The organism is Rheinheimera sp. F8 (genome assembly GCF_001518915.1).
In genome coordinates, this window is the sequence record NZ_CP013656.1 from 1,286,750 (window position 1) to 1,300,084 (window position 13,335).

The 13,335-nt window shown below is 51.1% G+C and carries 13 protein-coding genes and 1 pseudogene; 2 read left to right on the forward strand and 12 right to left on the reverse strand.

What is annotated here, in order from left to right; all coding sequences use genetic code 11:
- Nucleotides 1–327: 327 nt before the first annotated feature.
- Together ATY27_RS05865 and ilvC are read right to left on the reverse strand one after the other, a co-directional pair.
- The gene (locus tag ATY27_RS05865) at nt 328–762 is read right to left on the reverse strand and encodes a methylglyoxal synthase (RefSeq protein ID WP_208932819.1); all 435 of its coding nucleotides are present in this window, start codon (nt 760–762) and stop codon (nt 328–330) included.
- 255 nt (nt 763–1,017) lie between these two features.
- Nucleotides 1,018–2,499, reverse strand: a complete 1,482-nt coding sequence (gene ilvC / locus ATY27_RS05870) for a ketol-acid reductoisomerase (protein WP_208932820.1) — start codon at nt 2,497–2,499, stop codon at nt 1,018–1,020.
- A 182-nt stretch (nt 2,500–2,681) separates the two neighbouring features.
- Here ilvC and ilvY point away from each other — a divergent pair, with 182 nt between their 5' ends.
- On the forward strand, nt 2,682–3,578 hold the full coding sequence (ilvY, locus tag ATY27_RS05875) for an HTH-type transcriptional activator IlvY (RefSeq protein ID WP_208932821.1): 897 nt from the start codon (nt 2,682–2,684) through the stop codon (nt 3,576–3,578).
- On the opposite strand, the gene ATY27_RS05880 is transcribed toward ilvY, so the two are convergent.
- From ATY27_RS05880 to ATY27_RS05895, 4 genes are read right to left on the reverse strand one after another with little or no spacing between them, the layout of a single operon-like run.
- Nucleotides 3,552–5,963: an FtsX-like permease family protein gene (locus tag ATY27_RS05880; RefSeq protein WP_208932822.1), complete on the reverse strand. Its 2,412-nt coding sequence runs from the start codon at nt 5,961–5,963 to the stop codon at nt 3,552–3,554. The two genes, ilvY and ATY27_RS05880, sit on opposite strands and share 27 nt — an antisense overlap.
- Complete coding sequence (locus ATY27_RS05885) at nt 5,963–6,745, reverse strand: ABC transporter ATP-binding protein (RefSeq protein ID WP_208932823.1); 783 nt, start codon at nt 6,743–6,745, stop codon at nt 5,963–5,965. The genes ATY27_RS05880 and ATY27_RS05885 overlap by 1 nt, the downstream gene beginning before the upstream one ends.
- On the reverse strand, nt 6,738–7,286 hold the full coding sequence (locus ATY27_RS05890; RefSeq protein ID WP_347876419.1) for an HlyD family efflux transporter periplasmic adaptor subunit: 549 nt from the start codon (nt 7,284–7,286) through the stop codon (nt 6,738–6,740). The genes ATY27_RS05885 and ATY27_RS05890 overlap by 8 nt, the downstream gene beginning before the upstream one ends.
- The gene (locus ATY27_RS05895) at nt 7,287–7,997 is read right to left on the reverse strand and encodes a hypothetical protein (RefSeq protein ID WP_208932825.1); all 711 of its coding nucleotides are present in this window, start codon (nt 7,995–7,997) and stop codon (nt 7,287–7,289) included.
- A gap of 309 nt (nt 7,998–8,306) precedes the next feature.
- Between ATY27_RS05895 and ATY27_RS05900 the strand changes: the two genes are divergently transcribed.
- On the forward strand, nt 8,307–8,501 hold the full coding sequence (locus ATY27_RS05900) for a hypothetical protein (RefSeq protein WP_208932826.1): 195 nt from the start codon (nt 8,307–8,309) through the stop codon (nt 8,499–8,501).
- Nucleotides 8,502–8,786: 285 nt separating this feature from the next.
- Here ATY27_RS05900 and ATY27_RS05905 read toward each other — a convergent pair.
- The 6 genes and pseudogenes from ATY27_RS05905 to petA form a co-directional block, all read right to left on the reverse strand.
- Nucleotides 8,787–9,314 (reverse strand): annotated as a pseudogene (locus ATY27_RS05905) (transposase); the annotation flags it as partial.
- Between the two features lie 117 nt (nt 9,315–9,431).
- Nucleotides 9,432–9,869 (reverse strand): ClpXP protease specificity-enhancing factor, encoded by a 438-nt coding sequence (locus tag ATY27_RS05910; RefSeq protein WP_208933434.1) that lies wholly within the window; start codon nt 9,867–9,869, stop codon nt 9,432–9,434.
- Nucleotides 9,870–9,886: 17 nt separating this feature from the next.
- A complete protein-coding gene (sspA, locus tag ATY27_RS05915) occupies nt 9,887–10,522 on the reverse strand; it encodes a stringent starvation protein SspA (RefSeq protein WP_208932827.1) in 636 nt (211 codons plus the stop codon).
- 60 nt (nt 10,523–10,582) lie between these two features.
- Nucleotides 10,583–11,323, reverse strand: a complete 741-nt coding sequence (locus ATY27_RS05920) for a cytochrome c1 (protein ID WP_208932828.1) — start codon at nt 11,321–11,323, stop codon at nt 10,583–10,585.
- The gene (locus ATY27_RS05925) at nt 11,323–12,597 is read right to left on the reverse strand and encodes a cytochrome bc complex cytochrome b subunit (protein WP_208932829.1); all 1,275 of its coding nucleotides are present in this window, start codon (nt 12,595–12,597) and stop codon (nt 11,323–11,325) included. The genes ATY27_RS05920 and ATY27_RS05925 overlap by 1 nt, the downstream gene beginning before the upstream one ends.
- Nucleotides 12,597–13,187 (reverse strand): ubiquinol-cytochrome c reductase iron-sulfur subunit, encoded by a 591-nt coding sequence (gene petA, locus ATY27_RS05930; RefSeq protein WP_208932830.1) that lies wholly within the window; start codon nt 13,185–13,187, stop codon nt 12,597–12,599. Before petA ends, ATY27_RS05925 begins: the two co-directional genes overlap by 1 nt.
- Between the last annotated feature and the right edge of the window lie 148 nt (nt 13,188–13,335).

The window sequence follows — 13,335 nt, forward strand, 5'->3', positions numbered from 1 at the left end:
GCTTATAACCTGAAAAGGATGATATCGATCTGGGGGACGGCAGGATTGGCCAGTAGGCTAGAAGAACTCTACGGCTAGCAGCACTTGCCATTTTTACCGCTGCTTAGCGCCGTATCGCAACAAATACCAGGCCATATAAACCTCCCTTTAATACCTGTCTAAAAATCACAGCATGTAGAGTCATTTGTAACGCTTGATGCTGGGGAACATGCCGCGATACAGCAAAAATGAGTTTTTACACAGCCTGCACTCATAGCCGCCATTCACTGCATCACTTGCACTTCGCTGCCGCTTTGGTTACCCAGCTCCAGACTCACCCGAACACCATCATTTCGCCGGATCAAACCGACGCTGATGCGCACTGAAATCCGGCACCGAGCGCTGATAATCGGTCTGGAACAAACTGGAATGCACAATAAAATCCGCGGTGGCTTTGTTACATGCCACCGGGATATTCCATACCACGGCGAGGCGGATCAGCGCTTTGACATCCGGATCATGCGGCTGAGAACTCAAGGGATCCCAGAAAAACACCAGCCAGTCGATTTTTTGCTCGGCAATTAAAGCGCCGATTTGCTGGTCGCCGCCCAAAGGCCCGCTGGCAAAACAATGCACTGGCAGCTGCAATTTGTCGCTGATCAGCCGTCCCGTTGTGCCGGTTGCGTATAAGGTTTTATGTTGGAAAAAACCGGCATGAGTGGCGACCCAATCCAACAGTTCAGCTTTTTTACCGTCATGGGCGATGAGCGCGATCGATTTCATTAAGAACCTTCTGTTTTATCAGTTGGATGTGGACGTATAACAGTGCAATGTCTGGTGTGTTTCGCGTTGCTCTAAACACCCTACCCGCTAAATGTCATGTAGCACCATAGATGGTGCACATAATAAATTGCCTGGAGCAATTTTTAATAACGCAAAGCGTTGGCCCGTAGGGAAATTGCCAAAAAAAAGCCCGGCAAAGCCGGGCAAACAACCAAGGTCCACGTAAAAAACTCAGTGTGGGGTTGGTAGCGCTACTTAAGCGCTAACTACAATCCGCTTCATCGCGGTCATGTAACCCCGTAATGTCTTGCCAACGATTTCCACCGGGTGATTGCGGATGGCATCGTTTACTTCAATCAATCGCACGTTATCAACACCGTTGCTGCCTGCAGCTAAACCTTTGCCGAGCAGTTCAGGGCTGATGTTGTTCACCAGGTCGCGCAGCATCGGCACTGCAGCGTTGCTGAACAGGTAGTTACCGTATTCGGCAGTGTCACTGATCACCACGTTCATCTCATACAGACGTTTCCGCGCAATGGTATTGGCAATCAGTGGCGTCTCGTGCAGAGACTCGTAATAAGCAGATTCTTCGACAATACCGGCTTCCACCATGGTATCAAACGCCAGCTCTACCCCTGCTTTAACCATGGCGACTAACAAAATCGCCCGGTCGAAATAATCTTGTTCTGCGATGTTTTCACTAGATACCGGTGCATTTTCAAAACCGCTTTGACGGGTTTCTTCGCGCCAGCCAAACAGTTGTTTGTCATCGTTCGCCCAGTCCGCCATCATGGTCTCGGAGAATTTACCGGAGATGATGTCGTCCATATGTTTGGCGAACAGCGGCTGCAGAATGCCTTTTAATTGCTCAGCTAAGTCGTACGCTTTGATTTTCGCCGGGTTCGACAGGCGGTCCATCATGTTGGTGATGCCACCATGTTTCAGCGCTTCGGTAATGGTTTCCCAGCCGAACTGGATTAACTTGGCAGCAAAACCGGCTTCGTAACCATCAGCAACCAGCTTGTCATAAGCCAGGATCGCACCGGTCTGTAACATGCCGCACAGGATGGTCTGTTCGCCCATCAAATCTGATTTCACTTCAGCCACAAAGCTGGATTCCAGCACGCCGGCACGGTCGCCGCCGGTAGCAGAAGCGTATGCTTTGGCGATCGCCAGGCCGTTGCCATTCGGGTCGTTTTCCGGATGCACCGCAATCAGCGTCGGTACACCAAAACCGCGTTTGTATTCTTCGCGCACTTCAGTACCCGGGCACTTCGGCGCCACCATGATGACGGTGATGTCTTTGCGGATCTGGGTGCCTTCTTCAACGATATTAAAACCGTGTGAATAAGCCAGCGTCGCGCCTTGTTTCATCAGCGGCATTACGGCTTTAACGACCGAAGTATGCTGTTTGTCCGGCGTCAGGTTCAGCACCAGATCCGCCGTTGGAATTAATTCTTCGTAAGTGCCTACGGTGAAACCATTTTCACTGGCTTGCAGGAAAGATTTGCGTTTTTGCGCAATGGCGTCAGCCCGCAGTGCATAAGAAATATTCACACCAGAATCGCGCATGTTCAGGCCCTGGTTTAAACCCTGAGCACCACAGCCAACGATGACTACTTTCCAACCTTTGATAAAGTTACAACCGTCTGCAAACTCTGCTTTTTGCATGAAACGGCATTTGCCCAGCTGCTTTAACTGCTGGCGTAAGTTCAGTGTGTTGAAATAATTAGCCATGTGTCGATCCTGAAAATTCTGGTTTGCCGGTCTGACAGTGCAACAAGCACTTCAGCACTTCTGGCAGAACAACGCTCTGTGCGCTGTTTTGATAAAGCCAGCATACGACGCTGGTTTCATTGCGTGAAGTGATATATTCTCAAAACAGTATTTCACTTTTTGCAATTAAGAATCAGCATCTGATGGATATCCGCAGCGCCCAGCTTTACCTGCATCTGGCCAGCAGCCTGAATTTCAGTAAAACCAGTGAACAGCTGTATGTGTCGCCGTCGACGTTGACGCGGATTATTCAGCGGCTGGAAGATGATTTAGGTGTGCAGTTATTTAGCCGCGACAAAAGGTCAGTGCGGTTAACGCCGGCAGGTGTGCGTTTTCAGCAGTTTGTGAAGCAATATCTGGCCGACTGGCATCAGCTGCAGGTGGATTTGTCGTTAACGTCAGACGCACTGCAGGGCGAGCTCCGGCTGTTTTGTACCGTCACCGCAAGCTACAGCCATTTGCCGGCCATTCTGGATAAATTCCGCCTGCTTTGCCCCAAGGCCGAAATCAGCCTGACCACCGGCGACGCCGCACTGGCGCTGGATAAAGTCAAAAACGACGAAGCCGATATTGCGCTGGCCGTGTATCCGCCGAATTTACCGCTGAATATTGCCTTTGCCAGTATCGCCAAATTACCGCTGCAGCTGATTGCGCCGGTGATCCCCTGCAAGGTCAATGATTTATTGAGTGAAGCGACTGTGGACTGGGACAAAGTCCCGCTGATCGTGCCGGAACATGGCCCGGCGCGTAGCCGCCTCGATGCCTGGCTCAAATACCAGGGCATCACGCCGAATATTGTCGCCAAAGTGGAAGGCCATGAGGCGATGGTCAGTATGGTCGCGCTGGGCACCGGTGTGGCCATCGCGCCTGATCCTGTAGTGCAGCACAGCCCGGTGCGTGACCGGGTGCGCGTGCTGGCGCTGGATTACCAGTTTGCCCCTTTTGATTTAGGCATCTGTATGCAATCCAAACGCCTGCACGAACCACTGATGCGCGCCTTCTGGCAAGTCGCTTCAGGTGGCCCGGCCCTGCAACAATAAGGCGATGGGCTTTTGCAACAAGCGCAGCGCCGGCAGCGCGGTCGCCAGCAGCACCAGTGCCAGCATCATCACCAGCGCCGGCAACACAGCGCTGTGCTGAAACACCGGCGCCCCGAGTTTGCCGCTGAGCCAGGGCGAAAGCCCCCATAGCAACACAGCGCATACCGGCACACTGAATAGTAATAACCCAAGCTGATGGCCACATAAGCGGCTGATTAAACCCGGCACTGTGGCGCCAACAGCCAGTTTGGTTGCCAGCACACTTTGCTCTAACAGCAGCTGAGTTTTCAGCTGGTAATACAAACTTAACGCGGCGAGCAGGCTAATCACGCCGGCTAACAGCATAGAAATGCGGGCAAAAATCCAATAAGGTTCATTCATTTGCTCTAGTTGAGTGGCTAAAGTGCCCCGGTAGCTGATGTCTAAATCCTGGCCTTGCCGGTCAGCCCAGTCTTCCAGTGCTGTAGTCACTTCGTCGACTAACTTTAGATTTGTGGTGAGGGTCAGATATTTGTGCGGCCCCCAGCCATTAGGTTTCAGTTGGGTGTACATCATCGGCATTGGTGCTGCAGCGACACCGCGATGCGGCAAGTCTTTCACCACTCCGCGGATTTGTACCTGCACTTCGAAGGGCGCCATGTAGCTCAAACTCATGCCGGGTAAATCTGCATAGGTCTGGCCAGGCTCCAGCAAAGGATCCGCCAATGCCTGGTTAATTATAATCCCATCGATGTCTGTTGCCATATCACCTGCTAACAGCTCAGCACCTAAAAATTGCAAATAACTGCTGCTGACCATCATACTGCCGACAAACATCTCAAGGCTGTGCCCCGCGACTGTCGTCGTCAGTTTTCGTTCTTCAGGCTCAGTAAAGGGCACAGATAATGCGATTTGCTCTGGAGTATAAACCCCGAACTCACCACGTTGCAGCTTCGCATCAGGCTGAATGCCAGGGTTTAACTGCAACTGCAGCTCTTCAAATGGCAACCAGCGGCTGATAGCCTTTTCCTGCTGTAGCAATTGAAACTGCAGCGACAACGCCAGCACCAACGCCAGACCGGCAAAACTCAGTTGCAGCACCTGCTGCGCCCACGCCAGCCGTTGCTGCAACAAGTTACGCTGGCCTTGGCGATTACGAAACATCCGGGCGCGGCGCAGCAGCCATAGCAGTGGCAGCTGACTGCACAGCAGTAAAAATACAGTCAGCACCAACACGGCAATGGCGGCATAACCCCAATCAAAAGGCACGCCAGCGCTGCCAAAATACTGCTGATACACCTTGAGCCCAGCCAACAAGCCAGCCCCTTGCCAATACAACAACCCACCAGTAGCGACAGCAGCGCACCAAAGCGGTAACTGCTCCAGCGCCAGCTGCCGACTTAGCTGTCGGCTACGGGCACCCAACACCTGACGCATACCCATTTCATGTTGGCGCTGCACCAGCTGGCCTATCAGGCAAAACACCAGGTTAATAGCCACCACGGCGCCACATAACAAAGTCAGGCAACATAGCAGCCAGAACTGTTGTAGCAGGTCAGCACGTTGTTCCGGAAAAAGCTCAATCCCGGGAATAATGTCGGCCTGGTGTTTATCTTCAATCATTTTAAAAGCTTGCAGACCTAACCATTCAACCGGCGTTGCATCATAGTTTTCGGTCAGCACAGACAAATCGACCGGACCTTTAAGCCGAATAAAGCCAATACTATTTGGCAGATTTTCTGTCATCGCCAGTGCTTTCGGGCCTGGACCTTTGCTGACATCGTGGCCTTTATCACTGTCCAGTAATGATAAAAACCGGTCCTCCCATGGTAACCATAAACCCGGTCGTTTTTCGGTAAAGCGGTCCATAGCAGGAGGTAACACCGCAGCAACCAGATAGCGTTTATCACTGTTACGCACCAGCACTTCCAGCCCCTGAACTTCTGGCTTGCCCAATAGTTGCCATAACCAATGACTTAAGTAAACCGGCTGCGATTGACCGGTTTGTTGTGAAAAAAATGGAGTTTTAAGCCCCAGCACTTCTGGTAGATTTTCGCTGTAAAACATCAGCTGTGTGCGGTCGATATTCTGTTCTGCGATTCGTAACTCACTGGGTTTAAAACGGGCAATGGCCAACTCAACTACCTCTGGCCGCTGCTTTAACCGGTACAACTCCGCATTGCTAACGGGCCGATAACGACCTTGCGGGTCGGTGCGGTGTACAGTCGCCACTAAATCTGCCGGTTGCGCCCAGCCCGGCAACGGTGTGCGCAGCTGCGGCCCTAATTGCAGTAACAGCAACAATAATGCACTGAAACAGCCTAAGCCAAGCGCCAGTAAACTCCATTGCAGGCGCTGGCCCCGCCATAAGCGCCAGCTAAACTTCAGCGTGAACAGCACATGCATCAGCTGGCCCTCTGCTCAGTCGCTGGCATATTGACTGAGGTAGTCGCTGCCATAACAGCAGTTGGCTGTGTTGCTGTTGCGACAAACTGACCATCAGCCAGATACAAACGGCGCTGCGCTCTTGCTGCCAGCTGTGGGTCATGCGTTACCATCAGCACAGTCGCGCCATCCTGGTGCAGCTTGCTCAGCAGGTTCATCACAATTTCCGCGCTTTGCGAATCGAGGTTACCGGTTGGTTCATCCGCCAATAACAAGCTCGGGTTAGTAATCAGCGCCCGCGCTATTGCCACCCGTTGCTGCTGACCGCCGGATAACTGCTCGGGATACGCATCCAGCTTGTCAGACAGTTCCACCTGCGCCAGCACTTGCGCCGCCCGGCTGCGGTACTCGGCTGCTTTGACGCCGGCTAAATACCGCAGTGGTAAACTGACATTCTCTGCCACTGTCATGCTGCTAATCAGGTTAAAGTTCTGAAAAATCCAGCCAATATGTCGGTTACGCAGCACACTATGCTGGTAAGCCGACAACCCCGGCACCGACTGACCAAGCAGCAAATACTCGCCGGCTGAAAAGCAATCTAGCAAGCCAATAATCGATAACAAGGTTGATTTACCACTGCCGGAACGGCCTTCAATCGCGACAAACTCGCCACGTGTTACCTGAAAATCCAGTGCCTGTAACACCGGCAGTTGCAGCTTACCCTGAGTAAAGACTTTAGATGCCTGCCGGATGTCGATGAGGGTTTCCGCCTGATGCGTTGCTGTGTTATTGGCTTCAGCCATTGAGGTCCTCCGGTGCAATTACTTCGTTGTTTAACAGTGCCGCCGGCACCTGCAATAAAATTTGTTCACCGGCTTTGACGCCATCTAACAGCTGCATTTGTTTGGCGGTCAGACTGCCGATCAGTACTTCGCGGCGCTGGTACTGTGCCGAAGACGCATCCCAGACAAACAGCGCCTGGCGTTGTTGTGGTTTTTGAATGTACGAAGCGCGGTCGCTGAGCAGGGTTTGTTCTTGGGACCCAACATTGATATCAGCTTTGACTTCAATATTGGCGCGGGCGGTATCTGGTAGGTCACTTAACAGGGTCACATCAACCCGTAAAAAGTTGTCCACCACATTAGGCGACACCCAGCTGACTTCACCGAGCATGGGTTTACCTTTGATATTCAGCGTCACCGCCTGGCCGGGTTTGACTAAAGCCGCATCGACAGCACCGATTTTCAGCTCCGCTAACAATTGCCCGGGCTCAGCTACTTGCCCCAAAGCTTGCCCCACCACCACCTGACTGCCCGGTTTTAAGCTTTCATCGAGCGCAATCAGCTAGCCGCTGATATCGCTGCTGACGGCCAACGCCAGCACATCCTGTTTGGCAATATCCCGTTGTTTTTCCGCGCGTTGCCGGTTGAGTTCCGCTGCAGACAGCCGGTTTTGGCTGGATCTGGCAAAGCCTTTAAGTTTTTCTTCGGCCAGCAGTACTTTCTGTTTGGCCTGCGTCAGCAATGCTTCGCTTTGGGCAAAATCCAGCGCTGAGACAATTTGCTTTTGATACAACTCTTGTTTGGCGGCCAGCTGGGTTTGCAACAGTTGTTGCTCGGCCTGGGCCAGCCGTAAATCATGCTGCAGTTGCAACTGTTCTTGCTCCAGCTGCTGCAGCAATAAAAATTCGGCCTGCTGCGCTTGTAATGCCAGCTCCTGCTCTTCCAGCTGGCGCTGTAATTTTGGATTGACCAGTTGCAAAATCGGCTGCCCGGCGTCAAGCATAGCGCCGGGCCTTTGCGCCAGCTGCAACACCCGGCCTTCGGTCATTGCGATCAGACTTTGCACTTTTTGCGGGACTAAAACGCCAAAGGCACTGATTTGATTGTCCAGAGTCCCCTGCTGTATCCGGCTGGTCTGCTGCTGTAATGATGCAGGTGAGGCAGAAAAGAAACCGGATATCAGCATGCCCAGTGCTAAGGTAACCAGAGTTATCACGCCAAGAATTATTTTGGGTTGTTGCCAGAAAGGGAAACGATCAGTGGGGATATGCATCAGCAACACGTCCTGTGTGAAAAGTCTGCCAAAATCAAAGCAGATAAACTCAATTTGAAAATTCGAAATGTAATATTTTTGTTTCTGTAGTTCAACAACTGTTGCAACAACACAAATTCAGCCTAAATAAAATCAACTTGAAAAACCTGATGAAACATTGATATCGGTTGGTGATAGCGTCTGTGCGACCTTGCTGGAGCGTTGCGTTCCCGTAAGAGATTTACCAAACCTTTACCTGCCTTTTCACCTGATTGACGTGTTAATCACTACACTCAGTCCGTAAATAACCAACACGATAAAGGACCTTAGATGCAAAAGTTAACGGGTGCGGTGATAAGAGTCTGGCTGATGGGCTTATTCGCGATGGTGGTACTGTCAGGTTGTGTGGTGCATCCGGCACATCACCGGCATGTGGTGGTGGCAAAGCCGGTGCCGAAGACCGTGGTGGTTAAGCAGGTAGTCGTGAAAAAACCTGTGGTCGTGCGAAAAGTCGTGGTGCACTGAATTGCCGGGCCCGAAAATAAAAAAGCCGCATAGAGCGGCTTTCAGATTAATGACAAACCCCAGTTTTCTGGGGTTTGCGCTTTTCAGGAGTGGTGCATTCTCCGTCAGTGGTCATGGCTTAATAATGTTGTGGGTTGTTGAATTTGATTGGGCTGGTGTTGAATGAGCTGGCATTTGGCTTGGTTGATAGAGATTTAGGCTTGAGACTGGCTCAGGCGGCCAGCAGTAACGCCATTTTCTTGATGTTTTGCGCAGCACCCGCCAGCAGACATTGCATTCCGCACCGTCGAGCTGGTCGACATAGGCCGAGGTACTGGCTGCCACTAACTTATTGATGGATTTATTCTTATTGGCACTGGCTTTTAAGTGCGTGCTGTCGGTGTAAAGCACGCGGCCGCCAATCAACCTTTTGGCAATGGCCTGCTCAACAATCCGGTCGAAGACCCGTTGGAACACATCAGTCCCGTTGAAACGGCGAATACGGTTCTGACTGAGCGTTGAAGCGTCCGGTACTTTATCGGTCAGCGACAAACGCAAAAACCAGCGATAGGCCACATTGACCTCAATCTCCTGCATCAGCCGGCGCTCACTGGGCACGCCAAACAAATAACCAAGCAGCATGATTTTGAACAGCATCACCGGGTCAATCGCCGGCCGGCCATTGTCTTTACAATACAAATCAGCGACTTCAGTACGGATAAACTCAAAATCTATGGTGGTATCGATTTTACGAACCAGATGGTTTTGTGGCACCAGCTGTTCCAGTGTCACCATTTCAAGCTGATGTTGTTGCGGGGAGATATCTCTGAGCATGAGGGCAGCTCCTGTTTGGACTCCCTCTATTAGATCAAAGGCCTGGATCTACGTCCAGGCCTTTGTCAGCAGTCTGAAAGCCGCATAGAGCGGCTTTTTGGTTTACACAGGCAATGCCTATTTCACTACCCGTAAATGGCTGCCTTTTTTCGGCTTGTCATCATCCGGACCGGGTTCCGGGCTGTCACTGACTGCGGCTTCTTCAACGTCAGTATCCGCGTCATCCAGCTCATCTTCCTGCCATTCTTCTTCCGGCGTGAACATAGTGCCAGCGCCATTTTCACGGGCATAAATCGCCAGCACAGAACGCTGTGGAATATACAGCGCAAACGGATTGCCGCTAAACCGGGCATTAAAAGTCACTGCATCATTACCCAGCAATAAATTGCCAATAGCGCCCGGGCTGATATTCAGCACAATTTGACCATCTTTGACATGCTGCAATGGTACTTTCACGCCAGGCATAGTGGCATCAACGACCAGATAAGGTGTGCAGTTGTTATCGACAATCCACTCGTAAAAAGCACGCAACAGATAAGGCCGGTTTGGAGTCATTTGCATGATGAATTCTCTTAATACATACCGGGATGAATACGGCGCTCTGCTTCAGTCAGTGACTGTTGAAAGGCATCGCGTTCGAACATCCGCAGCATATAATTTTTAATTGGTTTGCTGCCAGGGCCGGACAACTCAATGCCAAGCAGTGGCAGGCGCCATAACAACGCTGACAGGTATACGTCCTGTAAGCTGAATTCGTCACTCATAAAAAACGGTGAGTCAGCAAAAATCGGCGCGGTCGATAACAGACTTTCACGTAAATCGTGCCGGGCATCGGCTGCGCCGGGTGCATCGGCCAGAATCTTATTAGCAAGACCATACCAGTCGCGTTTGATGCGATACATCATCAGCCGGGTTTGGCCACGCGCGACCGGATAGACCGGCAGTAATGGCGGATGCGGAAAACGCTCGTCCAGATATTCCATGATGATATCGGCCTGATACAACGCCAAATCGCGATCAATCAGTGTGGGCAAACTACCATATGGATTCACTTCATACACGTCTTCCGGCAGGTTGCCGGGATGGACGACCAGAATATCTGCACTGATGCCTTTTTCGGCCAGCACCATCCGCACGTGATGGCTATCCATATCGGCTGCGGCACTGAACAAAGTCATTGTATTACGTCTGCTGGCGTTGCTCGCCATGGCTTCCTCCGAAAAAGGCAAAGGGGCCTTGCGGCCCCTTATACTGACAGCGCGTGGCGCTTAATGAACGTCTTTCCAGTATTCTTTCTTCAGCAGGAATGCCAACACAAAGAAAATAAACAGGAAGATCATTACTTTAATACCCAGGCTGTGGGATTCAAGTTTAGAAGGCTCGCCAGTGTACTCCAGATAGTTAACCAGATCTGCTACAGCACGGTCATATTCTTCCGGACTAAGTTCACCTGATCCATCGGCGACAATACCGACATAAACTTCTTTCGACTCACCATCGACCATCTGTGTTTCGTGTTTTTTATGCGGAATACCCTGCAATTCCTGCAGCACATGCGGCATACCAACCAGTGGGAACACTTCGTTGTTCACGCCAAATGGACGTGTCGGGTCTGCATAAAACGAGCGCAGGTAGGTGTAAATCCAATCCGGACCACGCACCCTGGCCACGTTGGTCAGATCCGGTGGCGGCGCACCAAACCATCTGGCCAAATCGGCTTTTGGCGTTGAGTTCTTAATGAAATCACCGACTTTATTTGCCGTAAACGCCAGCTCTTTCATCCCGACGTCATCCGGAATACCTAAATCCCGGAACGTACGTGAATAACGTTGGTACTCCATCTGGTGACAACCCAGACAGTAGTTCTGGAACATCTTAGCGCCGCGCTGCAATGATTCTTTGTCATGCAGGTTAATCGGTGCTTTGTCCAGGTGGACAGCAACACCACCTGCAGCCAACACTGAAGCAGACGTCACCAGTGCCAGTACTGAGAATAACTTTTTCAGCATTATGACAACCTCACAGGCAATGGTTTGGTTTTTTCGTTTTTGCTGTACCACCACAGTAAACCGAAGAAGCCGAAGTAAGCAAAAGATGCGATCTGTGCAAACAGTGTATATGTCGGTGTTGCTGGTAATACACCCAGAACCCCTAACACAATAAAGCTAATCACAAAGTTAACCAGATTCAGTTTGTGCAGTGTTGAGCGGTAGCGCACTGAACGCACTTTACAGCGATCTAACCACGGTAACAGTGCCAGCAGAATGATGGCTGCGAACATCAGGATCGCGCCCCACAACTGGTCCGGAATCGCCCGCAGAATGGCGTAAAACGGCGTGAAATACCACACCGGAGCAATGTGGTCAGGTGTTTTCATCGGATTCGCAGGTTCAAAGTTCGGCGCTTCTAACAGGTAGCCACCGCCTTCAGGTGCAAAGAAAATCACTGCACAGAAGATAATCAGGAAGCCCACCACGCCAACGATATCTTTCACCGTGTAATATGGGTGGAATGGAATCGCATCGACGATGATTTTCTTGCCACCTTTGGTGAAATATTCATGGAAGGTGAATTTCTCTGAGACGTTATTCTCAAATTTCTGCCCTTCGTTTGGTACTTTAACATCGATACCATCCGGGTTATTTGAGCCCACTTCGTGCAATGCAATGATGTGTAAGAACACCAGAATGACCAGCACCAGTGGCAGCGCAATGACGTGTAACGCAAAGAAACGGTTCAATGTTGCGCCGGAAATGACGTAGTCGCCGCGGATCCACAGCGTTAAATCATCACCAATCCCCGGAATAACACCGAAAATTGAAATAATAACCTGAGCACCCCAGAACGACATCTGGCCCCATGGCAGCAGGTAGCCCATGAAAGCTTCAGCCATCAGCACGACAAAAATCAGCATACCGAAGATCCACAGCAGCTCACGTGGTTTCTGGTAAGAGCCGTACATCATGCCGCGGAACATGTGCAGATACACAACTACAAAAAAGGCAGAAGCACCGGTTGAGTGCATATATCGCAGCAGCCAGCCGTAGTCGACATCGCGCATGATGTATTCAACAGAAGCAAAAGCGCGTTCAGCAGAAGGCTCGAAATTCATCGTTAACCAGATGCCGGTGACAATCTGGTTTACCAGTACCAGCATCGCTAAGGAGCCGAAGAAGTACCAGAAATTGAAGTTTTTTGGCGCCGGGTACTGCATCACATGGAGATTCATCTTCTCCATAAATGGCATGCGGTACTCAATCCAACTCATGAAATTTTTAAACATCAGGCAGTCCCCTCGTCAACACCGATAACCAGCGTTGTGTCATCAGTGAACATATATGGTGGGATCATCAGGTTTTTTGGCGCAGGAACGCCGGAAAACACCCGACCAGCCATGTCATACGTGGAGCCGTGACATGGGCAGAAGAAACCAGATGCGATCCCTTCAACATGGGCATCAAAATCAGCCATCTTGTAAGTTGGAGAGCAGCCCAGGTGGGTACAAATACCGACCGCGACAAACACTTCTGGTTTTTTCGAGCGATGCTGGTTCTTCGCATAAGCCGGCTGCTGTTCTTCGTCAGAATTCGGATCCCGTAGCTGACCTTCAACGGCCGCCAGACTTTTTAACATATCCGGTGTACGGTTCACGACCCACACCGGTTTACCGCGCCATTCCACCCGAATTAACTGACCTGGCTCGAGTTTGCCGATATTCGCAGTAACAGGCGCACCGGCTTGTTTTGCTTTTTCACTCGGATTCCAGGAAGCAATAAAGGGAACGGCTGCTCCAACAGCACCAACACCACCTACAACAGAGGTCGCGATGGTCAGGAAGCGACGGCGACCATGATCAACTGGCGCATTGCTCATCCACTCATCTCCACGTTTACGCTTAAAACTTAAGCAGTTTAAGCGGCTGAATTACAGCGATTATTATAAGTTGCAAAATACGGCGGATCATAATGAAAAGCCCTGCCTGTTACAAGGATTTACACTGATTCTATGCGACCAGCTGCAG